This is a genomic window from Kitasatospora sp. NPDC028961, from assembly GCF_055564815.1.
This window is the reverse complement of the sequence record NZ_JBVHVO010000015.1, coordinates 142,830-166,727: the sequence shown is the minus strand read 5'-3', so window position 1 is coordinate 166,727 and position 23,898 is coordinate 142,830. Positions and strand designations below refer to the sequence as shown.

20 protein-coding genes and 1 tRNA gene are annotated in these 23,898 nt (G+C 72.9%); 5 read left to right on the top strand and 16 right to left on the bottom strand.

The genetic code is table 11. The features are described 5' to 3' along the window. Positions 1-15: 15 nt before the first annotated feature. The 3 genes from ACZ4UX_RS24600 to ACZ4UX_RS24590 are packed head-to-tail and all read right to left on the bottom strand — an operon-like array spanning position 16 to position 3,333. Positions 16-966 (bottom strand): ABC transporter permease, encoded by a 951-nt coding sequence (locus ACZ4UX_RS24600; RefSeq protein WP_465708246.1) that lies wholly within the window; start codon positions 964-966, stop codon positions 16-18. Next, complete coding sequence (locus tag ACZ4UX_RS24595; protein ID WP_465708245.1) at positions 953-2,089, bottom strand: ABC transporter ATP-binding protein; 1,137 nt, start codon at positions 2,087-2,089, stop codon at positions 953-955. Before ACZ4UX_RS24595 ends, ACZ4UX_RS24600 begins: the two co-directional genes overlap by 14 nt. Further along, positions 2,089-3,333 carry a LolA family protein gene (locus ACZ4UX_RS24590; protein ID WP_465708244.1) on the bottom strand — a complete coding sequence of 415 codons (1,245 nt, stop codon included), beginning with the start codon at positions 3,331-3,333 and terminating at the stop codon, positions 2,089-2,091. The genes ACZ4UX_RS24595 and ACZ4UX_RS24590 overlap by 1 nt, the downstream gene beginning before the upstream one ends. 179 nt (positions 3,334-3,512) lie before the next feature. On the opposite strand from ACZ4UX_RS24590, the gene ACZ4UX_RS24585 reads away from it, so the two are divergent. After that, positions 3,513-6,119, top strand: coding sequence for a bifunctional FO biosynthesis protein CofGH (locus ACZ4UX_RS24585; RefSeq protein WP_465708243.1), 2,607 nt, complete (start codon positions 3,513-3,515; stop codon positions 6,117-6,119). A 276-nt stretch (positions 6,120-6,395) separates the two neighbouring features. Continuing rightward, positions 6,396-7,511 (top strand): ADP-ribosylglycohydrolase family protein, encoded by a 1,116-nt coding sequence (locus ACZ4UX_RS24580; RefSeq protein ID WP_329489264.1) that lies wholly within the window; start codon positions 6,396-6,398, stop codon positions 7,509-7,511. A gap of 156 nt (positions 7,512-7,667) precedes the next feature. On the opposite strand, the gene ACZ4UX_RS24575 is transcribed toward ACZ4UX_RS24580, so the two are convergent. From ACZ4UX_RS24575 to ACZ4UX_RS24565, 3 genes are all read right to left on the bottom strand, one after another. Next, the gene (locus ACZ4UX_RS24575) at positions 7,668-7,877 is read right to left on the bottom strand and encodes a DUF397 domain-containing protein (RefSeq protein ID WP_329489265.1); all 210 of its coding nucleotides are present in this window, start codon (positions 7,875-7,877) and stop codon (positions 7,668-7,670) included. Next, positions 7,874-8,737 (bottom strand): helix-turn-helix domain-containing protein, encoded by an 864-nt coding sequence (locus ACZ4UX_RS24570; protein WP_329489266.1) that lies wholly within the window; start codon positions 8,735-8,737, stop codon positions 7,874-7,876. The genes ACZ4UX_RS24575 and ACZ4UX_RS24570 overlap by 4 nt, the downstream gene beginning before the upstream one ends. Positions 8,738-9,201: 464 nt before the next feature. Next, entirely contained in the window at positions 9,202-9,957 is a 756-nt protein-coding gene (locus tag ACZ4UX_RS24565) for a GOLPH3/VPS74 family protein (RefSeq protein WP_329489267.1), read from the bottom strand. Between the two features lie 673 nt (positions 9,958-10,630). Between ACZ4UX_RS24565 and ACZ4UX_RS24560 the strand changes: the two genes are divergently transcribed. Continuing rightward, the gene (locus tag ACZ4UX_RS24560) at positions 10,631-12,628 is read left to right on the top strand and encodes a D-alanyl-D-alanine carboxypeptidase (protein ID WP_465708242.1); all 1,998 of its coding nucleotides are present in this window, start codon (positions 10,631-10,633) and stop codon (positions 12,626-12,628) included. An 80-nt stretch (positions 12,629-12,708) separates the two neighbouring features. On the opposite strand, the gene ACZ4UX_RS24555 is transcribed toward ACZ4UX_RS24560, so the two are convergent. Next, positions 12,709-13,677, bottom strand: coding sequence for a YhjD/YihY/BrkB family envelope integrity protein (locus tag ACZ4UX_RS24555; RefSeq protein ID WP_465708241.1), 969 nt, complete (start codon positions 13,675-13,677; stop codon positions 12,709-12,711). A gap of 159 nt (positions 13,678-13,836) precedes the next feature. Continuing rightward, complete coding sequence (locus ACZ4UX_RS24550) at positions 13,837-15,378, bottom strand: glycosyltransferase family 39 protein (RefSeq protein WP_465708240.1); 1,542 nt, start codon at positions 15,376-15,378, stop codon at positions 13,837-13,839. 312 nt (positions 15,379-15,690) lie between these two features. On the opposite strand from ACZ4UX_RS24550, the gene ACZ4UX_RS24545 reads away from it, so the two are divergent. Next, a tRNA-Arg gene (locus ACZ4UX_RS24545) sits at positions 15,691-15,763 on the top strand. Positions 15,764-15,839: 76 nt separating this feature from the next. Here the strand turns inward: ACZ4UX_RS24545 and ACZ4UX_RS24540 are convergent. The 5 genes from ACZ4UX_RS24540 to ACZ4UX_RS24520 all read right to left on the bottom strand — a co-directional run bounded on the left by ACZ4UX_RS24540 (position 15,840) and on the right by ACZ4UX_RS24520 (position 20,155). Next, positions 15,840-17,006 carry a tyrosine-type recombinase/integrase gene (locus tag ACZ4UX_RS24540; RefSeq protein ID WP_465708239.1) on the bottom strand — a complete coding sequence of 389 codons (1,167 nt, stop codon included), beginning with the start codon at positions 17,004-17,006 and terminating at the stop codon, positions 15,840-15,842. Continuing rightward, positions 17,006-17,212 (bottom strand): excisionase family DNA-binding protein, encoded by a 207-nt coding sequence (locus ACZ4UX_RS24535; protein ID WP_465708238.1) that lies wholly within the window; start codon positions 17,210-17,212, stop codon positions 17,006-17,008. Before ACZ4UX_RS24535 ends, ACZ4UX_RS24540 begins: the two co-directional genes overlap by 1 nt. Beyond that, positions 17,197-18,627 (bottom strand): replication initiator protein RepSA, encoded by a 1,431-nt coding sequence (gene repSA, locus ACZ4UX_RS24530; protein ID WP_465708237.1) that lies wholly within the window; start codon positions 18,625-18,627, stop codon positions 17,197-17,199. The genes ACZ4UX_RS24535 and repSA overlap by 16 nt, the downstream gene beginning before the upstream one ends. Continuing rightward, positions 18,624-19,052 carry a hypothetical protein gene (locus tag ACZ4UX_RS24525; protein ID WP_465708236.1) on the bottom strand — a complete coding sequence of 143 codons (429 nt, stop codon included), beginning with the start codon at positions 19,050-19,052 and terminating at the stop codon, positions 18,624-18,626. Before ACZ4UX_RS24525 ends, repSA begins: the two co-directional genes overlap by 4 nt. Positions 19,053-19,375: 323 nt before the next feature. Beyond that, complete coding sequence (locus ACZ4UX_RS24520) at positions 19,376-20,155, bottom strand: GntR family transcriptional regulator (protein WP_465708235.1); 780 nt, start codon at positions 20,153-20,155, stop codon at positions 19,376-19,378. A gap of 17 nt (positions 20,156-20,172) precedes the next feature. Between ACZ4UX_RS24520 and ACZ4UX_RS24515 the strand changes: the two genes are divergently transcribed. After that, the gene (locus ACZ4UX_RS24515; RefSeq protein ID WP_465708234.1) at positions 20,173-20,643 is read left to right on the top strand and encodes an NUDIX hydrolase; all 471 of its coding nucleotides are present in this window, start codon (positions 20,173-20,175) and stop codon (positions 20,641-20,643) included. 458 nt (positions 20,644-21,101) lie between these two features. Here the strand turns inward: ACZ4UX_RS24515 and ACZ4UX_RS24510 are convergent, their stop codons facing one another. The 3 genes from ACZ4UX_RS24510 to ACZ4UX_RS24500 all read right to left on the bottom strand — a co-directional run bounded on the left by ACZ4UX_RS24510 (position 21,102) and on the right by ACZ4UX_RS24500 (position 23,890). Next, complete coding sequence (locus ACZ4UX_RS24510; protein WP_465708233.1) at positions 21,102-21,635, bottom strand: hypothetical protein; 534 nt, start codon at positions 21,633-21,635, stop codon at positions 21,102-21,104. A gap of 455 nt (positions 21,636-22,090) precedes the next feature. Next, the gene (locus tag ACZ4UX_RS24505) at positions 22,091-22,975 is read right to left on the bottom strand and encodes a carbon-nitrogen hydrolase family protein (RefSeq protein WP_465708232.1); all 885 of its coding nucleotides are present in this window, start codon (positions 22,973-22,975) and stop codon (positions 22,091-22,093) included. A 54-nt stretch (positions 22,976-23,029) separates the two neighbouring features. Continuing rightward, positions 23,030-23,890, bottom strand: coding sequence for a phosphatase PAP2 family protein (locus ACZ4UX_RS24500; protein ID WP_465708231.1), 861 nt, complete (start codon positions 23,888-23,890; stop codon positions 23,030-23,032). Positions 23,891-23,898: the final 8 nt, after the last annotated feature.

The window sequence follows — 23,898 nt, the reverse complement described above, 5'->3', positions numbered from 1 at the left end:
GCCCCCGCCGGCCCGCTACGCGGTGATGTCCCGGCTGGTGAAGCGCGACCACGCGGCCGAGCCGAAGACGGCGACGTACGCGGCCTGCAGCCCGAGGTTCTCCAGCACGCCGTCCCAGTACATGGGTTCGCGCAGCAGGTCCCCGAAGCTCAGCCAGTGGTGGGTGAAGAGGAACGGCTGGATCGCGTGCAGCTGGGGGAAGCTGTCGAGGATCTGGACGGTGATCACCAGGCTGACGGTGGCGGCCATCGCCGCGATGCCGCTGCCGGTGAGCGTCGAGATGAAGAGCCCGATCGCGACCAGTCCGGACAGCGAGGCGGCCACGACCAGCGCCACCAGCACCGCCCGCAGCAGCGCCGGGCCGAGGCCGATGGTCTCCCCGGAAATCAGCGTGACCTCCCCGAGCGGGAACAGCGCGGCGCCGGTGGCGAGCGCCGCCAGTGCGACCGTCGCCGTCGCCGCCAGGCAGAACGCCAGACCGGCCGTGAACTTGGCGGCCAGCAGCCTGGTCCGCCCGGCCGGCGCGACCAGCAGGTAGCGCAGGGTGCCGCCGGCCGCCTCGCCGGCCACCGAGTCGCCGGCGACCACCCCGACCGTCATCGGCAGGAAGATCGGCAGGGCCACCGCGAGCGAGGTGAAGACCAGGAAGAGGCCGTTCTGCGTCACCTGCGCGATGAAGGCCGGGCCCCCGCCGCCCTGCGACCCGTCGGTCTCGATCCTGACCACCACACCGATCAGGACCGGCAGCACCGCGAGGATCCCCAGCAGCACGATCGTCCGCATCCGGCGGAAGGTCAGCAGCAACTCGCTGCGGAACAGCGCCAGGAACCCGGCCGTCGTCTGCGCCCGGCGCCCGGTCACCCGGGGAACACCCGACAGGCCCGGCACACCCACGGCACCCGGCGCACCCACCGCACCCGCTGTCCCCACCGTCTCCGGTACGGCCGGAGCCTCAGCCCGCGACATCGAAGCCCTCCCCGGTCAGCGCCACGAAGGCGTCTTCCAACGTGCCCCGCTCCACTCCGAAGCCCCGCACCCGTACCCCGGCCGCGACCAGCGCCGCGCAGAGCTCCGGCAGGCCGTCCTCGGCGAGCGCGTCCGGCGCCCCCTCGACCCGGTCCTCGCCCGGCAGCACGTCGCGGACCCCGTGCGCCGCCAGCACCCCGGCGGCCAGCGCCACGTCGGGCGTGCGGACCACTAACCGGCCCTGGGCCCGGGCGGCCAGCTCGGCCACGGTGCCCTGCACCAGCAGCCGGCCGCGTGACATCACCGCGGCGTGCGTGCAGACCTGCTCGATCTCGTCCAGCAGGTGGGAGGAGAGGAAGACCGTCGTTCCCTCGGCCGCGACCTCCCGGATCAGTGCCCGGATCTCCCGCATGCCCTGCGGGTCGAGGCCGTTGGTCGGCTCGTCCAGCACCAGCAGCTCGCGCGGCTGGAGCAGCGCCGAGGCCAGGCCGAGCCGCTGCTTCATGCCGAGCGAGTACGCCCGCGCCTTCTTCCCGGCCGCGGCGGTCAGCCCCACCCGGTCCAGCGCTTCGGTGACCCGCTGCCGGCGGGTGCGCGGGTCGGCGGTCGGATCGGCCGCGTCGAACCGGGCCAGGTTGTCCCGGCCGGAGAGGAAGCCGTACAGCGCCGGGCCCTCGATCAGCGCGCCGACCCGCGGCAGCACCGCGGTGACGGACTGCGGCATCGACGCGCCGAGCACGGTGGCCGCCCCCGAGGTGGGCGCGATCAGGCCCATCAGCATCCGGATGGTGGTGGTCTTGCCGGAGCCGTTGGGCCCGAGGAAGCCGAAGACCGAACCGCGGGGGACGGTCAGGTCCAGCCCGTCCACGGCGAGCTGCCCGCCCCGGAAGCGCTTGGTCAGCCCCCGGGTGCTGATCACGGCGTCGGACGGGCACCAGGACGGAGCGGCGGACCCGGACGGATCGGCTGACCCGGAGGGAGCGGCGGACCCGGACCGGCCCGCGCCGGTGGCGGGAGCAGTGGACGGGGCGACGGCGGGTACGGCCACGGGGGCCGGGCGCACCTCGGCGCCCCGGCCCCCGGCCGGCTCCGTAACGTCCCCCGTTACAGGAGCCCGGGTCATTACTTCACCCCGGCAGCACTCTGCAGCACCGGCAGCGTCACCGCACCGGCGAACACCCGGCCGTCATCCGTGACCAGTACGTTCAGCACCTTGGTGCTGATCAGGCTGCCACCCTGGACGGGCTTGCCGAGCGACTTGACCAGGCCCTGCACGCTCTGGCCCGCGCCCGGCGCCCGGCCCTCGCCCCCGTGCCGGCCCTGCTTGCCGGACTCCGCCGGTGCCGGGGCGGCGTCGCCGCCGGGCAGCCGGGTGCTCAGCACCGTCGTCCAGCCCTCGCCGACGACGTTCAGGCCGTCGGCGCCCGCCTGCCCCGGCGCGCCGCCGGGCGCCTGCCGGCCCTCGCCGCCGGCCTCCGCCCGCTGCTCCGTCACCTTGGCGCCCTTGGGGGCCGAGAACTCGAAGGACTTGGCGGCCGGCCTGGCGAAGGAGACGTCCTTGAAGTGGACGTCCAGCACGGCGGAGCCGTCCGTCCCCTTGACCACCACCGCGAGCGGCACGCCGTTGTCGGCGGCCACCGCGATCCGCACCTCGCCGATGGTGGAGCCGGACTGGGTGGGCTTCACGCTGAGCTGGTACGCCTTCTGCCCGGCGACGTTCGCCGTGCCGTCGACGGTGACGGCGGTGGTGCCCGCGCCCGCCGCGAGGAACTCCTTGGCCGCCTCGGCCGGCGTGGTCGGCACCCCGGTGAGCGGCGCCCCGCCCCGGTGGCCCTCGGGCCGGGCGCCCTGCGGGGCCGTCAGGTGCACGGCCTCGTTGGTGGAGCTGTCCCAGGCCCAGACCTGGTCGCCGTTGTGCACCAGCTCGTACTCGGAGAGGTTCTCGATCAGGCCGACGCGCTGGCGGTCCGGACCGTCGACCGCGACCCGCAGGGTGTGGTCCCCGCCGAGCAGGCCGGCCAGCTTGGCCTCCGGCGCGGCCGAGGAGCCCTGGCCGGCGCCGCTGGAGCCGAGTCCGCCGCCCGCGGCCGAGAACAGCTGGCTGGGCACCCCGAGGTCCGCGGAGACCGAGACCGTCCCCGAGAGCGTCTGGGTCTGCGAGCCGAGCGCCTTCGCCACCACCTGCTCCGCCGTCAGCGCGGGCAGGTTCGGCGGGGCGTCGTCCGCCAGCGCGGGCACCAGCCCGATGCCCGCGGCGATCGTGCCCGCCACCGCCAGCGGCACCGCCACCCGCACCGCGGTGCGCCGGCCCGAGCGGTACGGCACGCCGCCGCCCGGGTGTCGTTCAGTCGTCGTGTCGTCCGTCATAGCGTCCAACCCCTCCGTAACCGTGACCGACTGCCTGTCCGCTCCATTACACGGCCCCGGGGCGCCCGAGTCATCGCTCTGCAGGGCCAGATCGGGGTCGGTCTCCCGGCGCAGACGACCCTGACAGGCCCTCAGGGTCACCTCCTCCGGAGGTACCGGAACTGGCGTAGGGTCGCGCCATGGACGCAACCTTCACCCCGACTGCGAACGCGATGCGGCGCGCCCTGCGCCGTGCCCGGGACGGTGTCGCGCTGGACGCGGCAGAGGCTGCGGTGCTGCTCCGGGCCAGAGGCGCGGACCTGACGGACCTCTGCGCGAGTGCGGCCCGGGTGCGCGACGCGGGCCTCGCGACGGCGGGCCGGCCCGGCGTCATCACCTACTCCAAGAGCGTGTTCATCCCGCTCACCCGGCTCTGCCGCGACAAGTGCCACTACTGCACCTTCGCCACCGTCCCCGGCAAGCTGCGCCGGGCCGCGCAGGGCATGGCGCGGGAGCTCCCCGGGCGCAGCCACGGGATGTTCATGTCGCCCGACGAGGTGCTGGAGGTGGCCCGGCGCGGGGCCGAACTGGGGTGCAAGGAAGCGCTGATCACCCTCGGGGACAAGCCCGAGGACCGCTGGCCCGAGGCCCGCGAGTGGCTGGACGCGCACGGCTACGACGACACCATCGCCTACGTCAGGGCGATGTCCATCCGCATCCTGGAGGAGACCGGCCTGCTGCCGCACCTCAATCCCGGGGTGCTGAGCTGGACGGACTTCCAGCGGCTCAAGCCGGTCTCGGCCTCCATGGGCATGATGCTGGAGACCACCGCGACCCGGCTCTGGAGCGAGCCCGGCGGCCCGCACTACGGCTCGCCGGACAAGGAGCCGGCCGTCCGGCTCCGGGTCCTGGAGGACGCCGGACGCAGCTCGGTGCCGTTCACCAGCGGGCTGCTGATCGGCATCGGCGAGACGTACGAGGAGCGCGCGGAGTCGCTCTTCGCGCTGCGCCGGGTCTCCCGGGCCTATCACGGCATCCAGGAGCTGATCCTGCAGAACTTCCGCGCCAAGCCGGACACGGCGATGCGCGGCATGCCCGACGCCGAGCTGGACGAGCTGGTCGCCACCGTCGCGGTGGCCCGGCACATCATGGGCCCGGCGGCCTGCCTCCAGGCGCCGCCGAACCTGGTGGACGGCGAGTACGAGCGGCTCATCGGCGCGGGGATCGACGACTGGGGCGGCGTCTCGCCGCTGACGCCCGACCACGTGAACCCCGAGCGCCCCTGGCCGCAGATCGACCGGCTGGCGGAGCGTTCGGCGGCGGCCGGCTTCGAGCTGCGCGAGCGGCTCGCCGTCTATCCCGAGTACGTCCGGCACGGCGAGCCGTGGCTGGATCCGCGGGTGCTGCCGCACGTCCGGGCGCTGTCCGACCCGGAGACCGGGCTGGCCCGCCCGGACGCCGTGGTCCAGGGCCTCCCCTGGCAGGAGCCGGAGGACCTGCCCGCCTCGTACGGGCGGACGGACCTGCACGCCACCATCGACACCGAGGGCCGCACCGGTGACCGCCGGGCCGACTTCGAGGACGTGTACGGGGACTGGCAGGTGCTGCGCGAGCAGGTGCTCGCCAAGGGCGCCCCGGAGCGCCTCGCCGGCGATCTGCGCGGGGCGCTGGCGACGGCCGCCGACGACCCGGCCCGGCTGACGGACGACCAGGCGCTGGCGCTGTTCCACGCGGACGGCCCGGCCCTGGACGCGCTCTGCCGGATCGCCGACGACGTGCGCCGCGCCGCGGTCGGCGAGGACGTCACCTACTGCGTCACCCGGAACATCAACTTCACCAACGTCTGCTACACCGGCTGCCGGTTCTGCGCCTTCGCCCAGCGCCGCACTGACGCGGACGCCTACACCCTCTCCCTGGAGCAGGTGGCCGACCGGGCCGCGCAGGCCTGGGAGGTCGGCGCCACCGAGGTCTGCATGCAGGGCGGCATCCACCCCGACCTGCCCGGGACGGCCTACTTCGACATCGCGCGCGCGGTGAAGGAGCGGGTGCCCGGCATCCACGTGCACGCCTTCTCGCCGATGGAGGTGGTCAACGGCGCGACCCGGACGGGCCTCTCGATCCGGGACTGGCTCCAGGAGGCGAAGGCGGCGGGGCTGGACAGCATCCCGGGCACGGCCGCCGAGATCCTGGACGACGACGTCCGCTGGGTGCTGACCAAGGGCAAGCTGCCCGCCGCGACCTGGGTGGAGGTCGTCACCACCGCGCACGAGCTGGGCATCCGCTCCTCGTCCACGATGATGTACGGGCACGTGGACAACCCGGGCCACTGGCTGGGCCACCTGCGGCTGCTGGCGGAGATCCAGCAGCGCACCGGCGGGTTCACCGAGTTCGTGACGCTGCCGTTCATCCACACCAACGCCCCGGTCTACCTGGCAGGCATCGCCCGGCCCGGGCCGACCGCGCGGGACAACCGGGCGGTGGTCGCGATGGCGCGGCTGCTCCTGCACCCGCACATCCCCAACATCCAGACCAGCTGGGTGAAGCTGGGGGCCGAGGGCGCGGCGGAGATGCTCCGCTCGGGCGCCAACGACCTGGGCGGCACGCTGATGGAGGAGACCATCTCGCGGATGGCCGGGTCGGCGTACGGCAGTTACAAGTCGGTCCGGGACCTGCGGGCGATCGCCGAGGCGGCGGGGCGCCCGCACCGGCAGCGCACCACCACCTACGGCGAGGTGCCCGCCGAGCGGCTGGCCGCGGCCCTGGCCTCGGACGGCCACCTGCCCGAGCTGCTGCCGGTCCTGGACTGACTTCCCCACCCAGTACCGGTGACGGCCTGCCGGGCTCCCCTGCCCGGCGGACCGCCGGCGGCACAGCCTGCCGGCCCGCAGACGGGCACGGCCCGGCACGGCAGGGAGCCCGGGGTGGCCGGCCGCGGCCTGCGCGTGGCGGGTCGGCACCCTCGTGTCGACGTGTGGTGTTCGAGGAATCGCTCGACTTGTTCGGTCATTCGAATACAGTGCGAGGGCGCGCGGCCGGCCGAGCGTCGCGCTCCCCGGTTCCCGGACGAAAGGCGCTCCGTCGTGATGCCACTGTGGTCACGAGCCCAGCAGCAGGACTTCCGCAGCCGGGTGCGGGGCTGTCTGCTCGGCGGGGCGATCGGTGACGCGCTCGGCGCGGGCGTCGAGTTCGAGTCGCTGGAGAAGATCCGAGCCGCGCACGGCCCGCTCGGCGTGACCGGCTACATACCCGCCTACGGCCGGCTCGGGGCGGTCACCGACGACACCCAGATGGTGCTCTTCACCGTGGACGGGCTGATCCGTGCCCACATCCGGCGGGACACCGGCAGCTGGCACCCGCCCACCGACCTCCACCTCGCCTATCTGCGCTGGGCCGCCACCCAGCGGGACTGGGGCCCGGACGAGCGCCGCACCGACCTCGGCTGGCTCGGCCGCGAGGAGTGGCTGTATGCCCAGCGCGCCCCCGGCCAGGCCTGCCTGTCCGGCCTCTCCGGCCCGGACGCGGACCGCCTCGGCACCGTGGAGGTGCCCAAGAACCCGCACTCCAAGGGTTGCGGCACGGTGATGCGGGCGGCGCCGTTCGGGCTGCTCACCACCTGGGAGCCGGGTCTGGTGTTCCAGCTGGCCGTGGAGTGCTCGGTGCTGACGCACGGCCACCCCACCGGCTACCTCTCCGCCGGCGCCCTGGCGGTGATCGTCCAGACGGTGGCCCGCGGCGGCACCCTGGAGGAGGGCGTCCACCTGGCGCTCGCCCTGCTCTCCGAGCGGCCGGCGCACGAGGAGACCACGGCGGCGCTGCGGGCGGCGCTGGACGCGGTACGGGCCGGCGAGCCGTCGGCGGAACGGGTCGAGGCGCTGGGCGAGGGCTGGGTCGCCGAGGAGGCGCTGGCGATCGGGGTGTACTGCGCGCTGGTCGCCCACGACGTGCGTTCGGGCCTGCTGCTGGCGGTGAACCACTCGGGGGACAGCGACTCCACCGGCGCCATCTGCGGCAACCTGCTCGGGGTGCTGCACGGGGACAGCGCCCTGCCGCCCGGCCTGGTGGCCGCGCTGGAGGGGCGCGGCGCCCTGCTCGAACTGGCCGACGACTTCGTCCTGGAGCTGATGCACGGGCCGGAGCTGCACGGCCTGGACACCCCGGAGGGCGCCGCCTGGGCGGACCGCTACCCGGTGCTGCGCTGACGTTCCACCCGGCCCGGTAGGCCCGGTAGGCCCGGCGGGCCTACCGGGCCGATCCGCCGACGCGCGGCCGCGTAGGTGCCGGTAGCGGCGCCCGCGGCCCCGGGGGAGGGCGGCGGACACCGCTACGGGCGACTGCGCCGAGAACGGCGCGGTGGCTCAGAAGCCGCCGAACACCCCTGCTCCGGCATCGACGGCGAACGCCTTCCAGGCCTCGGCCGAGAAGTTCAGCTGAGGACCCTGGGGATCCTTGGAGTCCCGCACCGCGACGGCGCCCGCAGCCGGCGTGGCGATCTCCACACAGGCGCCGTTGCCGCCGCTGTGGGTGCTCTTCCGCCAGGTCGTCCCGTTCTCGAAGGTGGTGCTCATGCGTGGTATCCCTCTTCAATCGTGGCTATCAGTGACCGGCTCTCGACCACTCCGAGCGCCGCTGCCCGCAGGTGGTCGTAGAGACTGGTATAGCGGCGCACGTCGGCTTCCTTCTCCAGGTAGAGATCGCTCGTCACCCCTTCGAAGTAGACAACCGTGGAATCGGCTGACTCGGGGAACTCCAGCAGGGAGAATGTCCCGGTCATGCCGGGGTGGGCGCCGTGCGAGAACGGGATCACCTGGATCGTGATGTTCGGGCGCTGGCTCAGCTCCAGCATGTGCTTCAGCTGATCGGCCATCACCGCCCGGTTGCCCACTTCGCGGCGCAGCACCGCCTCGTCTATGACGGTCCAGAGGCTGCCCAGCGGGTTCTCGCCGTGGACGCGGTCCTGGCGCTTCATCCGGACCTGCACCCGCCGCTGGACGGAGAGCGCGTCGGTGTCCGGCTGGGTGCCCTCCACGACGGCCTGGGCGTACTGCTCGGTCTGCAGCAGCCCGGGGACGAACGAGGACTCGTAGGCGCGGATCGACGAGGCCTCGGCCTCCAGGCCGATGTACACGCTGTACGGGGTCGGCATGTCGTTGAAGTCGTGCCACCAGCCGCGCTGGCGGGACTCCCGCGCCATCTCCATCAGACTGGCCCGCATGGCCTCGTCGGTCACGTTGTAGACGTCGCAGAGGTCGCGCACGTCGCGCTGGCTGATGCTGCGGCGTCCGTTCTCCAGTCGGCTGATCTTCGACTGGGAGACCATCAGCCGGCCGGCCACCTCCTCCGCCGTCATGGCCAGGCCCTCCCGCAGCTTGCGGAGTTCGGAGCCCAGGCGCCTGCGGCGCACGGTGGGGTTGATGTTCGCGGACACGTCGACCTCCGGCCGGACCTCTGGTGATCGTTGGAACGGCAGTCCTCGGAACACAGTGGAAATTGGGACCAACCCCCCTGACTTGGAGCAGCATGACACCTTGGATCAGGTCGGCGCCGGGGAATCGCAGGAGCGCAGTAGAACACATCATCGGAAAAGCGCTTTGGCGAGACGGCGGGCCTCCCCGCGTGGTAAGGCGACGGTGCGGCTCGATCCGGTAGTGCTGCGGTGGCGGTGCGATGGGTCGTACGGGCCCGGCGGGCGCCCGTACACGTGCCGGTGGCACGTGCTCGGGCAAGCGGGACGGGGCTCCGCACGGCTGCCCGGCCCGCCCGCGGGGTACGGCGGAGGGGCGGCCGCCCGGCGACTTCCGTCGCGGGCGACCGCCCCTGCTTCCTGCCGGCTGTTCACCGCCGGGTGGCGGCGTGAGCTGTGCGGCGTGCGCCGCGCGTGGTGGGTCCGGGTCAGCGGACGCCGACGCGGGGCGGTGCGACCCGGCCACCGGTCCCGCCGCGGCTCGCCGCCGCACGCGGTCCCGGTCGGTCCGCGCCGACCGGAGCGCCGCCACCACCTTGGGATGAACGGTTCTGCTGCGACGGCAGACCGTTCTGCACGTCCATCACCGCGTGCGCGACCATCCCGCCCAGTGGGTCGTAACGGATCAGGTCGCGAAGCCGTGACCGTGAGGACCGGCCCTCGTTGCCCGGGTACAGGTGCTTGCCCAGGCCCACCGAGTGGGCCAGCGCGGCCAGCGCGGCCGTCCGCGGGTCCGGCGGCACGCCGGTGCGGATCGCGGTGTCCAGCCGCTGCTTGATCGCGGCGTTGGTGCAGTCGTCCGACGCCTGGTAGCGCGTCGTCGGCAGCACGCCGCACATCTGGCCCGGCACGGCCGTGACCATGCCGCACCGCTCCAGGTGCGCCAGATAGGTCTGCCTGAGCCCCAGTCTGGGCCCACCGATCCAGTGGGCCGCGCGAACCGGGCTGCCGCGTCGGCGCAGCAGTTCCAGTGCGTGGTCCAGGGTCGGGTCGCCTGTCGGCCGTGGCAGTACCACGGCGATCCGATCGCCCTCCGGGACGATCCGTCCGGCCAGGGACAGCTCGACGAGCTGGGCCCCGGCGAGTCCGAGGTCGAGGGTCTGCGGCTGCGCAGTGGTACCCGTGGTCGGGTCCAAAGCGAGCAGCAAGAGTTCCTCGGGAACAGTTCTGCGGCTCTTGCCCATCCAAGCCTCCCCGCGTGGATGAATGACAGCGTGACGCCTCTCACACGGGCTTGTCGAGTACGCCTCCGAATCGTGACCTTGCGGCCGCGGCGGGGAACCGGCGGAGGCGGGCCCGGCGTCTGACCGGTGGAGGGACCGCGGTGCGGCCGTGCGGCGGCAATACGCGCCGGTCGGGCGGGGTGTGGGCGGCCGGAACGGTCGCCGGTGGCGGAGACTGTACAGGTACACGGGGCGGGGCGTCGGCTTCCCGAAATCGGGTCTGCCGGTGCCCCGCCGGGCGTTGAGGAGGCTGGGTTACGTGGGCGAGTCCCCCGACAGGGTGCTGCGGGACGGCGAGCGGAGGCGGGAGCGGGACGAGGCGCGGAGCGGTTCCGGGGCCGGTGCCGACGCGACGGCGGCGGCCGTGGAACCGGCCGGGCGCGAGGACGCCGACGCTGCCGGGGCGGACGCCGGGGCGGGTGCGCGGGCGGGCGCCGGGGTTGGTGCCGAGGCCGCTTCGGACGAGCCAGGGAGCCCCGCGGCGGCTTCGGAGGCCGGCGCCGACGATGCCTCGGACGCGGGGTCGGAGGCCGCCTCCGCCGCCACCGGGGAGCCCGCCGCCGATGGCGCGGGCGCGCCCAGGACGGGGTCGACCGTCCAGCTCCGTGTCCGGGATACGGACTCCAGGACCACCATGCTCCGCCTTCCCGTGGACAACGCGACCACCGCGCTCCGCCTCCCCGCGGACAGCGCGACGACCTCGTTGCGGCTGCCCGCGGACAACGCGACCACCGCGTTGCGGCTGCCCGAGGAGCTCCGTTCCCCAGCCGACGGCGGTGTCGGCCGGGGCGCTCCGCCGGCCGAGCCGCCGGCCGACGCCCCCGCCGGGAAGCCCGGGCGCCCGACCGGGCCGGACCCGCGTCTCGCCATGCGGACGGACTCGGCGGTCCCCGGAAAGCCTCCGGCCGAGCCCGCTAAGCCCTCGGCCGAGCCTGCCGAACCTGCCGAACCCGCCGAACCTGCCGAACCCGCCGAGCCTGCCGAACCCGCCGAACCCGCCGAACCCGCCGAACCCGCCGACGAGCCGAAGGGCGCCGCCGGGCCGGAGACCCCCGCGCGGCCCGCGCCGCCCGCCGACCGGGCCGGGCAGGCCGAGAAGCTGGAGAAGCCCCGCGCCCCGCGGGCACCCGCTGCGGGCACCGTGCCCGAGCCGGTCCCCGAGCCGCACCCGGCCCCCAGGCCCGTCCCCGAGCCGGAGCCGGCACCCGAGCCGGAGCCCGTCCCGGCCCCGAAGCCGGCGCCCACCCCGGCCCCCGAGCCGCTCCCCACCCCCGACCCCCGGCCGCTGCCGCCCCCGCCGCCGCTGCCGAAGCCCGCGCCGCTGCCCGCCCCCGAGCCCGCGCCCGCGCCGGCCCCGGAGACGACGGCCGAGGCGATGCAGGTGCTGGCGACGCTCAACGCGCGCCCCGTCTCGCCGTTTCGCCGCGCACTCAAGCGGATCACCATCTGGACGGTCTTCCTGGCCGTCGTGCTCGGCGCGGTGGCGGTCGCGCAGCTGCTCCGCCCGCTGCCGGACGCCAAGGTGAAGCAGACCGCCGCGGGCAGCTACAGCTTCGGCGGCGACCCGCTCGACCTGGCCTGGCCGGCCAAGGGCCAGTCGGCCGCCCAGGTCGTCGGCGTCGGCAGCCTCGGCAGCTCCGGCCCGGAGACGCCGGCCTCGATCGCCAGTGTCACCAAGGTCATGAACGCCTACCTGATCCTCCAGTCGCACCCGCTCAAGAAGGGGGAGAGCGGCCCGAAGATCACCGTCGACAAGCAGGCCGCCCAGGAGTCCGGCAACGTCGACGAGTCCAGGGTCACCCTCACCGAGGGCCAGCAGCTCACCCAGTACCAGGCACTGGAGCTGCTGATGCTGCCGTCGGCCAACAACGTGGCCCGGCTGCTGGCCCGCTGGGACTCCGGCTCGGAGGAGGCGTTCGTCAAGAAGATGAACGACACCGCCGCCAGGTTCGGCATGGCCGCCACCACCTACACCGACCCGGCGGGCTTCAGCCCGGACACCAAGAGCACCGCCAAGGACCAGCTGAAGCTGGCCGAGCAGGTGATGCAGGACGCGATCTTCCGGCAGATCGTCTCGACGCCGGAGACCAACTTCAACAATCAGAAGATCTCCAACACCAACACCCTGATCTCCCCGAAGAACGGCATCATCGGCGTCAAGACCGGCTCCAGCACCCCGGCCGGCGGCTGCCTGATGTGGGCCGCCTACAAGGAGGTCGGCGGGGTGCAGCGGCTCATCCTCGGGGTCACCCTGGGCCAGCCGGCGACCACCGCCGAGCCGAGCATCCTCAAGATCGTCCAGAACGTCAGCGCCCTGCAGATCCAGGCGGCCCAGAACGGGCTGACCGGCCAGACCCTCGCCAAGCAGGGCGACGTCGTCGGCCGGGTCGACGACGGGCTCGGCGGCACGGTCCCGGTCGTCGCCGCCAAGGACCTCACCGCGGCCGGCTTCCCCGGCATCAGCGGCACCCTCACCCTGGACCCGGCCAAGCTCGGCCACACGGCCAAGGCCGGTGCCCAGGTCGGCGTGCTGAGCGTGGGGGCGGGCGACGGCAAGGTGGAGGTCCCGGTCGTGCTCCAGACGGACCTGGCCCCGCCGTCCATCCTGTCCCGGCTGACCCGCCTGCTCTGACCTCGGCCGTCCGGCCCGCCCGCGGGCCTCGCACACCCCTCGGCGGGGGAACCGGCCACCGGTTCCCCCGCCGAGGCGCGTCAGCCGCCCCGGGGCCCGTCCGCGCCGTCGGGGTCCGGTCCGCCCGCGTCCCCCGCCGCCTCGCCCGCCTCCTCCGCGGTGAGCGGGGCGCCGCCCCAGACGCCCGGCTCGGACCGGGTGCCCAGCCAGTGCGCGACCGACTCCTCCTCCGACACCACCCGGCCCAGCGCGATCGCCAGCGTCAGCCCGGCGAACATCACGATCAGCCAGGAGAGGCCGGTGAACACCACCCCGTACGGCCCGAACTGTGTCACGCTGTGCGCCATCGCCCGCGGCAGGTAGACCCGGGAGGCGATCCCCAGGCCCACCACCACCGCCCCGCAGAGCAGCGCTCCCGGCAGCAGCGGCAGCCAGCGCACCCGGCCGACCAGCAGCAGGTGCTGGGTCCACCACCAGATCGCCGTCCCGCCGACGAAGGTCAGCGGAATCCCCAGCCAGGCACCCAGGCCGAAGCCGTCCCGCAGCGGCGTCTGGAACATCAGGCAGACCAGCCACACCAGCAGCCAGACCAGCCAGCGCCAGGCCACCACCCGCGAACCCGCCCTCGGCAGCTCCCAGCAGCGCTCGCAGACGCGTTGCATCGCCCGGCTCAGCGCCGTCGCCGACGCCAGGGTCACCAGGGCGCCGAACACGCCGATCGTGGTCTCCTGGTCATGGCTGCTCTGCAGCATCTGCTGCACCGACTGCTGCGCCGCACCCTCCAGGCCCAGCTCCTTGCGGAGCGAGCGCATCACGTTCTCGCGGACCGCGGCCGGGGTGAACACGGCCACCACGAAGAGCGCGGGCAGGGCGCTGAGGAAGGCCTGGGCGGCCAGCCGGGTCGCGCAGTCGAGGAGGTTCACCCGCAGCAGGTGGCCGAGCGCCCGGCCCACCAGCGGCACCTGCTCGGGCAGCTCGCGAGCGCGCCGGGCCAGCTTCGCCGACCGCTTCTTCAGCCGGGTCACCCGCCCGGCCGGGTGCTCGCTCACAGGTGTCCTCCCGGGCAGTCCCGACCGTCGAGGGGCGGGCGGCCGGAGGCCGGAGGCGCCCCGGTCACCGTGCTCCATGGTCACCCGGTCGCCGGACGGCCGCATCCGGGCGGACCGCCGTCACGCGGGCGCCGGACCGGGCGGACCCGGCAGCCGGGCTCAGCCGGTGGTGGAGTCCAGCAGCGCGAGCGTCACCCCGCCGAGCGGCGTCACCCGGTCGGGCGGGCCGTACCTGGCCCGGAGGGCCCGCGCCTGCTCCGCGGGCATCGCGGTCAGCGGATCGGCGGTGTCCCCGAGGACGAGCAGCCAGGTCCGCTGTCCCTGCCCCAGGCACGCGTCCACCTGGGGGCAGGTGGTCGGGAAGAGGTCCTCGGCCTGGAGGGCGCTGCGTTCGACGAAGACCGGGAACGGCCGCACGTCGCTCGGCAGGTAGTAGGAGACACCCGGCCCGACCATCGCCCAGCCCTGGTCGCCGAGCGGAGCCGCCAGCCCGTCGCCGGGCCGGTACCCGGCCCCGATCAGCTCGGCGGCCGCCCGGTACGGCTCACGGGAGAAGGAGTGCGAGCCCGCGGAGCGCACCGAGGACTGCTTGGGCAGCGCCACCAGGGCGGGGACCGCGATCAGCCCGACGGCCAGCAGCGCGCCCGCGGCCCGGACCTGCCCCGGCGTCCGGCTGCGTCGCGCGGCCGCCGCCACCGTCGTGTAGACCGCCTGCACCCCGCCGCCGGCCAGCGCCGCCCAGGCCGGCACCGTGAAGAGCAGGTAGCGGTCGACGAAGTACGAGGTGCTGCCGCGCGACACCAGCCAGACGCCGAGCACCGGCAGCACCGCGAGCAGCAGCAGCAGGAGCGCGGGCAGGCGCCGCCCGGGCAGGACCAGGGCCAGCAGGGCCAGCAGGGCGAAGACGTGGAACACCCCGGGCGAGCCGAACAGCGGCTCACCGAAGTGCCGCAGCTGGTAGAAGGTCGGCTTGCCGATCCAGCCCAGCTGGCGCCCGGACTGCCGACTGCCCAGCAGCACCACCGGCAGCACCGGCAGGGCCGCGACCAACACGGCGAGTGGGTACTGCCAGAGCACCCGCCGCTCGGTGGCCGGGCGGGTCCGCCACAGGTGCAGCGCCACCACGGCCAGCTGGCCGGCCAGCGTCGCGAAGGAGATCAGGTGCCCGGCACCGGCCGCCGCCATCGCCACGCAGTACGGCGCCCACCGCCGCAGCGACGGGCGCTCCAGCGCGCGCAGCAGGAACCAGGTGGCCGCGGCGACCGCACAGGTCACCAGGGCGTACGAGCGGGCCTCCTGCGCGTACCGCGAGATCAGCGGCACCACGGAGAACAGCAGCCCGCCGCCGATCGCCGCCACCCGGCCGCCGAACAACCGCTGGGCGGTCAGCGCCACGAACGCGGCGGCGCCGGCCATCGCCAGCACGGAGGGCAGCCGCAGCGCGATCGCGGAGTCGCCGAACACCGACGTCCAGCCGTGCATCAGCAGGTAGTACGCGCCGTTGCTGGCGTCGATGTGCTGGAGCAGTCCGAGCAGATCACCGAGCGAGCGGGTCGCCACCGTCCAGGTCGCCACCTCGTCCCGCCACAGCTCGGGCGTCCCGAGCCGGTAGGCGCCGACGCAGAGCATCGCCAGTGCCGGCCAGAGCCACACCTGGCCCAGTACGCGGAGGGCCGGGTGCCGTCTGCCGGCTGATGTCATGGTGAAGCGCCTCGTCCTTGCGGTGATGCGTTGCTGCAGGCGTGCCAGGGCCGGCGGGGGCACCGACGCCCCGCACCGGAACACCGGTTCGCTCCAGGCTACTGGAGCAGGATGTGACGCCCCGTCGCCGGGCACCATCGGCACCCTCCCCATGATCCCATCTTCCCGCACACGATTCGCACGCGGACTCCCCTCACCGCACACCCCGCCACCTCCGCCCGGCCGACGGCCCGACCCGGCGTGGCCACCCCCCGATCCGCTAGGCTGTCAGCGGTCGTCGCGCCACACGCGCGCCCGACCGCGAACGACCCCGCCTCAGTAGCTCAGGGGATAGAGCACGGCTCTCCTAAAGCCGGTGTCGCAGGTTCGAATCCTGCCTGGGGCACAGCAGCGCAGACGCGCAGAGGCCCAGATCAGAGGGAGCGATCCCTCAGGTCTGGGCCTCAGTTGATCCGGGGCGGTCAGTCGTCCTGTGCCACGTCCGTGCCAGATTGCTCCGGCGGGTCCTGCTTCTCCAGCTCCTTTTGGACCATCTCGCCCATCCTGTCGGCGATGGCCCGGTCACGGTCGCTGGTCATGTGCTGGTAGATCAGCGCGGCCCGCGCCGTGCTGTGGCCCATACGAGTCATGAGCTCCTTGGTGCTCGCGCCGCTCTGGGACGCGAGGGTGTTTCCGGTATGGCGCAGATCATGGAAGTGCACGTCGCCGGAGACCCCCGCCCTCGTCTTTGCCGCGATCCAGTCGTCTCGGAAGTTGCTCCGGCGCAGTCGGCCACCGCGTGGCCCGATGAACAGGTGGCCGTTTGGTCCTTGGCCCGCGTAGTGCTCCAGGTGGTTCCGGAGGGTGTCCACGATCGAGGCAGGGAAGGCCACCGGGCGGAACCCGGCGCGGCTCTTCGGTGCCTTGTCGTAGAGCTTCCCGCTGTACAGCTCGGCCTGGTTCCGGCGGACCCGGAGGAGCCGGGCGTCCAGATCGACGTCCCGCCGGCGGAGGGCGGCCAGCTCGCCAAACCGCAGCGTGGTGAACGCGGTGACCAGGACCAGCGCACGCCACCGGGGTGAGATGGCGGCGGCCACGGCGAACACCTCGGCGACGGACAGGACCGGCCGCTCGGGCACGTCGTAGGTGTCGGCGCCCTTGATCCGGCACGGGTTGCGCTTGATCAGTTCGTCGTCCAGGGCAGTGTTCATGATGGCCCGCAGCATCTGGTACGCCTTGACCACGGTCGGTTCGCCAACTCCGGACTCCAGCAATCGAGTTCGCCAGGTTCGCACTCGTGCCGGGTTGATCTGTGCGACGAACCTCGGCCCTAGGGTCGGCAGGATGTGAAGCCGGAGCGCCGTCTCGTACCGCTCCCGGGTGGTCTCCTCCAGCTTGCGCTCCTTGAGCCAGCGGGTGGCGTACTCGCCGAAGTTGACCTTCCCGGCGTCCGGATCGACCCACTTGTCGCGCGTGATATCCGCCTCGATCAAGGACAGTGCCACCTCGGCGTCCGTCTTGGTCGGGTACGTCTCCTCAGCGGCCCGGAGTTGGCCTGTCAACGGGTCGCGATAGCGGACCTGCCAGCGTCCGGAGGGAAGCTGGCGGACCGAGCCGAAGCGCCGGCGGTTGCCCTTGCCGTTCGCCATCAGGCCACCGCCCGGAGACGACGGGACGGGGTGACCGGCCGGACGGTGTTCGTGGCCACGTAATCGGCGAGGGCCATCTCCGGGATGCGGACGTGGCGGCCGACCTTGACGAAGGCGATCCGGCGTTCCTCGATCAGGCGGCGCGGGAACCGGTCGGTGGTGCCGAGCCGTTCCGCCACCTCCCCCACGCTCAGCAAGCGGTCCATGCGTGTTCCCCCTCTTCTCGCGCGAGCTGTGCGCGCATCTCCTGTCGGTCGGTGGTGTGTCGTGCGTGCAGGTCCCGGGCGATGGTGGCCGCGAGCATCGATTCGCCCGGGGAGTTCCCGGCGCCGGCGAAGGCCCAGTGGGCGACGACCAGGGTTTCGGCGTCGGGGAGGCCGTCCAGGTCGGGCAGGCCGTTGGCGAGGAGCCGCTCCCGCAGGTCGGACCGGGCCTGTTCGGCGCGGTAGTCGGCGCGGACCTGGCGGAGGGCGCCGAGGGTGGTCGAGTACTTGGGGGACTTGGAGGAGAAGTGGCCGCGGAAGCCGAGCATGTGTGACCAGTGCGCGAGCAGGCGGCCGGGATAGGCCTTGTCGAGGTCCCAGCAGGTTTCGATCAGCCGCCGGGTATGGGCGGGCAGGTCGTGCCGGTCGAGTTCGTGGCGCTCCAGGATGCGGCGGTCCACGGTCTCGGTGGTCTCCGCCGACTTGGTGGCGTACTTGGCGACGTAGGAGGCGACGGCCCGTTCGCTGATCTCTCCGGAGGCGAAGGCGCCGATCGGGCGGACGTCCACCTGTTCGCCCCACTGGAGGACCGGGGCCGGGTGGTTGCCAGCGGCGACCACGGGGACTGCGGCGCGGCGGGCGGCGGCGCGGATCGCGGCGTCCAGGAGCGCGAGGGTGGCCCACGGGGGCGGGGGCGTGTCGGGTCCGTCGGGTCCGTCGATGCGGATGACGGCGTGGAAGTGGACGGCGCCGCGTCGCTGGTACTCGGCGACCTTGCCGAAGGAGATCCGAGCTTGCTCCTTGAACTCGTACTGGTAGAGGCCGGCCATCTTGGCCATGGTGCGGAACAGGTAGATGGTGAAGCGGCGCCACAGGTCGGGGGCGTGGTTGTTCCACAGCACGGCATGCGTGTAGTCGTACCGGTCCGGATCCAGCGGGGTGCCGAGGACGGTGGCGCCGGCGGGGTGGGCGTGGCCGCAGCGGCACGGGCCGGAGTCGGGGCGGTTGTGGACCGGGCCGAAGCTGGGGGCGGTGAGGGTGGCGAAGACGCGGGGGTGGGAGCGGACCGTGTCCGGGATCCCCTTCGAGTCGTCGCCGGCGAGTCCGGCGCGGATCAGGTGGAAGGTGTCCGCGGAGTAGGTGCGGGCGCAGGAGGGGCAGCGGGAGGCCCGCCGGTTTCCGCACGCCACTTTGAGACGTCCACCGGGTTCGTGGTCGGTGGAGTAGCGGTTCCAGACGGCACCGGTCGGGGCGTGGACCAGGGTCCGGAAGCCCTTGAGGTGGATCGGGTTGGCGCAGCCGCCGGTGCGGCGTAACTGGTCGGCCAGGCGGGGGAGGTCTCCCTGGGAGGCGAGCCGGGCCAGGTCCGCGACCGCGAGCCGGGACGCCTCACCGGGGAGAGCGGGGGCGTGGGTCACGCGGCCACCGCCAGCGCGGGCATGGCGCCCGGGGTGTGCTCGGTGCAGGAGCGGAAGAACGGGCCGTCGTCGGTGAACTCGGCCAGCGGGAGCGGCACCCAGCCGGTGTGACCGTCGTTCTCGTTCCAGACGTCGACGTGGCACGGGCAGGCGCCGTAGCGGCCGTAGAGGTGGGTGCTGATGCAGTCGCACGGGACGAGGGCACCGGCGGTCCCGGATAGGGCGCCGTCCGAGTCCACGACCCGCAGGGTTCCCAAGCAGGCCGGGCACGCGTCGGCGGCTGGCACGGGGGCGTCATGGAGCGAGCAGGACACGAAGTCGCCCAGCGCAGCCCGGTACTTCGCGGGGACCAGGGCGCGGCCGGTCCCGGCACACGCGCAGTAGGCGAGCGCCATGGCGAGACCGGCGGGGAGGGCAGCAGGCATGATGGAAGCTCCCTTGGAAGAGGGGCGAAGGGGACGGCGCGTCGGCTTGGCGGTTGAGCGCGCCGTCCCCGCTTGCGTTGCTGGCGGCGTGTTCGGCGACCCCTACGAGATGGGCCACCAGGGGATCGAGCGGGCGGCGTGTCCGGCGGTCCCACCCCGCTTCTGGGATGACGAACCACCGGGGATCGGGCAGGTCAACTACATGGGCCTGACCTTGTGCACTCATGTACATGAGTGACGGTTAGAAGAGTGCCCTAGTCCTGTACATGAGTCAACCCGCCGCGAGAAGAATCTTGCGACGGGTCGGGTGAGTTGATTGCGCGTCAGTCCCGTGCGGCAAATCGGTAGTCCAGGACGAACTGATCGGCGGCCATCACGGTGTCGCAGACCTCGACTACGCGACCGTCGTCCGTCATGGCATCCCGGACGAGATGGATCACGGGGGCTCCCGGGCTGAGAGCCAGGGCTGCAGTCTCAGGCTTGGTCGCCAGGCGGGCACGTACGGTCTCGGTGAACTCGGTGAGCATGTGCCCGTGCTCTTCCAGGCGGGCGTAGATACCGCCGCCACCGGGGTTCTCCGCGAACATCTCAGGGATGTCCCGCACGACATCCCACGGCAGGTAGGAGGTCGCCTCTTCTGTGGGGATGCCGTCTCGGAAGTAGCGCCGCTTTCGGGCGAGAACCTTTGCGCCGGCAGGCACGCTGAGCCGTTCGGCGATCTCGGCGGGAGCGTCGGTTGGCCCCACGAAGAGGACTGTTACGGAGGGAGTACCGCCGGACTGCTCAGTCTCAGCGAGGTAGGCAGCCTTACCTGCCTTGCGGTGCTCCCGGCGGAACCGGTCCGAGGACTTGCGCTGCACTGGCGGTCGGGAACGCACGAAGGAGCCGCGCCCGTGGTGCGTCTCGATGAGCTGGGCCGTCCGCAGCTCGGCAATAGCCTTCCGAACCGTCCCCGAGGCCACACCGTAACGCTCCATCAGCTCAGCCTCGCTGGGGACCGCCGCGCCGGCTGCAAGAGTCCCTGACTTGATCTGCGCTGCCAGGTCGTCCGCGATCTGGAGGTACTTCGCCTTGGCCGTTGAGGCCACCTCATTGCTCGCCATGGTCCTTCTTGTCTCCTATGCTCCTGTACATGAGTAGCAGCCCCCCACTTCAACCGTCAACGCCTCTCCACTCCGTGTCCGTGGCCGGCGCTGTGGTGCGCGAGGACGGGCGAGTCCTGGTCATCCAGCGGGCCGACAACGGTACCTGGGAGCCTCCGGGCGGGGTGCTCGAACTCGGTGAGACCGTCGAGGACGGCGTTCGGCGTGAGGTCTTCGAGGAGACCGGGCTCGTCGTGCGGCCGGAGCGGCTCACGGGCGTCTACAAGAACATGAGCCGCGGCATTGTGGCGCTGGTCTTCCGATGCCGGGTCGAGAGCGGCCGAGAGCGGGCCACGGACGAGGCAACGGCCGTTCGCTGGTTCACCCCGCAAGAGGTCCAGGAGGGCATGGGCGAGGTCTTCGCCGTGCGCATCCTTGACGCTCTGAGCAGCCCCGAGAACCTTGCCCCGCACATCCGGGCCCACGACGGCCGGAGTCTGACCGGGTAGGGCCGAGCACGAGCACCATGCCACCTGCCATCGGCGAGTCGGAGAGGGGGAGAGGGTTGGGGGAGAGGGGGGTGAGGTGGGGGTGGGTGTTATGAGTTTCGCTACTGAGTCAAGGGCGCGCACAGCGCGCCAGCGCGCGGCCCTGCCGCTCGCCGTCGCTCCTGTCTGCGCCCCGCTTCGGCGGCGGCCGGCCGCGCACGTCGAGCGTGCGGCCGGGAGGGATGCCGAGGTTAGAGCCCGCCGGGGCTGGGGGCGGGCGGCTCCACGGTTTTACCCACCTCCCAGGCCCGGGACCCGAGTCGAGCAAGAACGGGGGGCCACTCGGCCAAATTGCGGTCAGGCCCAAAGAGCTCTGACCGAGTCGCAACAGCTTACGGCCCCCCGCTCATGCTCGACCCCAAACCAGGCAGGACACCGGCCAAAACCGCTCCACCGCCCTATCTGCGACTTCACCCTGCTCAGGACGGGCGATCATTGCCGCGCAACGCATCTCCCGCAGCATTGGCCATTGTGCCCATTGATCCCATTCGCTGTTGACCTGCCTCAATCAACGACGGGAGGAGTTCTGTATTGCGGCGGGCAGCGCGGACGGCCTTTAGCTCGGCTTCGAGATCGGTACGCACCTTCAGGGCCGCCTGTCGCACCTCCTCCGGACCTTCGATGATCACTAGTGCATGAGATGGAACGATCTCGACAAGCGAGTCAGCAGCGGCTCCATACCGGGTCCTGAACTCGTCGTCGGTGAGATCTCGCGCCTTCACCTGGCGGATCGTAGCTACAGCTCTGTTAGCTGCTACCAGGAAACTTGCGTACGCGTCTCGGCGGGCCGCGCGCAGTTCGGCTGACCACCTCTCGCTACGCTCTTCGCGAGCCAGACTGAGTTGGTGGTCGAGCTGGCGGCGTACGTTGCTGGCAGCGATCCAAGCGGTTAGCCCCGAGCCAAGTAATGCCGCCGAGGCGGCAGTGATTGCAACGGCAATGGTTGAACTCATGGCTTGATTTCAGCAAAGACGGACTCGACATGCGAGTTGTAGTGGTGGTCTGCCCGTGCCACGGGCGTGCCAGGTTGGGCGGGGAGCTGCGGGGAACCGCGGGTAGCGGCGGGAGAGAGAGCGCCAACCGCCCAGTACGGTAACGGCGCAGGTCAGCCCGAGGATCCCACACCCGTTCTCCTAAAGCCGGTGTCGCAGGTTCGAATCCTGCCTGGGGCACAGCGCGCTACGCAGTGAAGGCCCAGATCCGGGGATTCCCCCGGACCTGGGCCTTCGTCGTTCCCGCCCGCCGTCCCGCCCGTGTCCCGCTTGTGCCGCGTCCGTGCCGCGTTCACGGCCGTGGGGCCGCGTGCCCGGCGGGCCCATGGTGGGCACGGCGACCGGCGCCCCGGGGTGGCGGAGCCGGCCGGGCGCGTTCGGGGCTGCCGGCGTGTGACGGGGCGTCGGGGGCGGGCTCAGCCGAGACCGAGGGCGCGCCGGTCGCGCGGGGTGGTGCGGGGCTGGGAGGCGAGGTCGGCGAGGAGGCTCTCGGCCTCCCGGGTGGTGCGCAGGACCTCCGGGTCGAGGTCGGCGACGACCAGCTCGCGGCGGTCCGGGCCGGCCTCGGCGAGGAGGCGGCCGTCGGGGGACCAGACGGCGCTGGCACCGCAGGTGTGCCAGCCGCCGGTGGTGCCGATGTGGTTGGCCAGCACGGTGTAGAGGATGTTGTCGAGCGCGCGGGCCGGGAACCAGGTCCGGGACTCGTGGTGGCCGTGGCCCACGCTGAACAGCGCGCCGACCAGGTAGGCGTGGCAGCCGTCGAGGGCGGCGGCGCGGGCGTGCTCGGGGAAGCCGGAGTCGTAGCAGATGCCCAGGCCGAGCCGCCAGCCGTCGAGTTGGAGGGTGCAACCCGTCGTCCCGGGGCGGTAGGTGTCCCGTTCGGTCTTGAAGAGGTACTGCTTGTCGTACCGGGCGGCGATCGCACCGTCGGGGCCGAAGACCAGGGCGGAGATGCGCAGTTCGCCGTCGACGTCCCGGACGGCCGCGCCGACCACGGCGGCGGTGCCGGTCTCCCGGCAGGCGTCGGCGATCGGTGCGAGCCGGGGATCGCCGGGCTGGACGCTGTACTTGAGGGGGTCGGTCCGGATCAGCTCGGGCTCGTAGCCGGACAGGAACTTCTCGGCGAAGAGCACCAGGCGGACGCCGTCCGAGGCGGCCTCGCGGATCAGGTCGGCGACGGTCGCGACGTTGGCGGGGATGTCGCCCGCCACCGCCTGGGCCTGCGCGGCGGCGATCCGCAGCGGCCGGTCGGGGAAGTCGGGGGCGGGAGCGGGTCGGTCGGGCGTCGAGGGAAGCGGCATGAAGGCCAGGCTAGGCGGGCCCGGCGGACCGGCCCGAGGCTGGGGGGACGCGCGCTAGGGCTTGACCGCGCCGTCCGGTCGCTCGCCGGCCCGCTCGCCGGCCTCCTCGAAGGCCGGATCGAAGGCCGGATCGAAGGCCGGATCAAAAGCCGGGTCGTAGGGCGCGGGGGCGGTCTGGGAAACGAGGACGCGCTGGACCCTCGGCCTGGTCCGCCAGTTGACCCGCCGGACGTCCCGGGCCAGCGCGCCGGGCCGGCAGAGCTCGACGGCCACGGTGACCGCGCCCAGGACGATCCCGGCGGCCAGCCAGCCGCCCAGCACGTCGCTCGGCCAGTGGACGGCGAGGGCGACCCTCGTCCAGCCGATCGTCAGCACGGTCAGCGCGGCGATCGAACAGGCGGTGATCCGCCCGCCGCGCGAGGACCGGTGCCAGACCAGCCCGACCAGGACGGCGCAGGTGATCACGGAGGCCATCGCATGCCCGGACGGGAGGGCCGGGCCGCCGGCGTGGGCGACCGGGTCGGGGAAGTGCGGCCGCAGGCGGTCGAGGCAGAGCTTCAGGACCCACAGGAAGCCCCAGCCGACCAGCGCCTGGGCCGCCGCCCAGCAGGCCAGCACCCGGGCCCCGATCAGCCAGAGCCAGAGCGTGGCGGCGCCGAGCAGCGTACGCATGGTGATCGTGCCGCCGATGTCGGTGAGCATCTGCACCGAGGCGACCCAGACTCTTCGGCCCTGGGCGTAGCGGTGCATGTCGTCCACCCAGCCCTGGTCCAGGCGGGCGAGGGGGGACCAGCCGGTCTGCACCAGGGTGGCCAGGGCCGCGAACAGCGCGGTACAGCCCGCCGCGAGCGCCAGGTGCCGGAGCAGGTGGCGATTACGCGGGGTGAGGAGAGGCGAGCTGTTGGTCAGGTGCATGGCTGACA

Coding starts and splice junctions, on each gene's coding strand:
- ACZ4UX_RS24600 (WP_465708246.1), bottom strand. CDS start 966: ATGTCGCGGGCTGAGGCTCCGGCCGTACCGGAGACGGTGGGGACAGCG.
- ACZ4UX_RS24595 (WP_465708245.1), bottom strand. CDS start 2,089: ATGACCCGGGCTCCTGTAACGGGGGACGTTACGGAGCCGGCCGGGGGC.
- ACZ4UX_RS24590 (WP_465708244.1), bottom strand. CDS start 3,333: ATGACGGACGACACGACGACTGAACGACACCCGGGCGGCGGCGTGCCG.
- ACZ4UX_RS24585 (WP_465708243.1), top strand. CDS start 3,513: ATGGACGCAACCTTCACCCCGACTGCGAACGCGATGCGGCGCGCCCTG.
- ACZ4UX_RS24580 (WP_329489264.1), top strand. CDS start 6,396: ATGCCACTGTGGTCACGAGCCCAGCAGCAGGACTTCCGCAGCCGGGTG.
- ACZ4UX_RS24575 (WP_329489265.1), bottom strand. CDS start 7,877: ATGAGCACCACCTTCGAGAACGGGACGACCTGGCGGAAGAGCACCCAC.
- ACZ4UX_RS24565 (WP_329489267.1), bottom strand. CDS start 9,957: ATGGGCAAGAGCCGCAGAACTGTTCCCGAGGAACTCTTGCTGCTCGCT.
- ACZ4UX_RS24560 (WP_465708242.1), top strand. CDS start 10,631: ATGCTCCGCCTTCCCGTGGACAACGCGACCACCGCGCTCCGCCTCCCC.
- ACZ4UX_RS24550 (WP_465708240.1), bottom strand. CDS start 15,378: ATGACATCAGCCGGCAGACGGCACCCGGCCCTCCGCGTACTGGGCCAG.
- ACZ4UX_RS24540 (WP_465708239.1), bottom strand. CDS start 17,006: ATGGCGAACGGCAAGGGCAACCGCCGGCGCTTCGGCTCGGTCCGCCAG.
- ACZ4UX_RS24535 (WP_465708238.1), bottom strand. CDS start 17,212: ATGGACCGCTTGCTGAGCGTGGGGGAGGTGGCGGAACGGCTCGGCACC.
- ACZ4UX_RS24525 (WP_465708236.1), bottom strand. CDS start 19,052: ATGCCTGCTGCCCTCCCCGCCGGTCTCGCCATGGCGCTCGCCTACTGC.
- ACZ4UX_RS24520 (WP_465708235.1), bottom strand. CDS start 20,155: ATGGCGAGCAATGAGGTGGCCTCAACGGCCAAGGCGAAGTACCTCCAG.
- ACZ4UX_RS24515 (WP_465708234.1), top strand. CDS start 20,173: ATGCTCCTGTACATGAGTAGCAGCCCCCCACTTCAACCGTCAACGCCT.
- ACZ4UX_RS24510 (WP_465708233.1), bottom strand. CDS start 21,635: ATGAGTTCAACCATTGCCGTTGCAATCACTGCCGCCTCGGCGGCATTA.
- ACZ4UX_RS24505 (WP_465708232.1), bottom strand. CDS start 22,975: ATGCCGCTTCCCTCGACGCCCGACCGACCCGCTCCCGCCCCCGACTTC.
- ACZ4UX_RS24500 (WP_465708231.1), bottom strand. CDS start 23,890: ATGCACCTGACCAACAGCTCGCCTCTCCTCACCCCGCGTAATCGCCAC.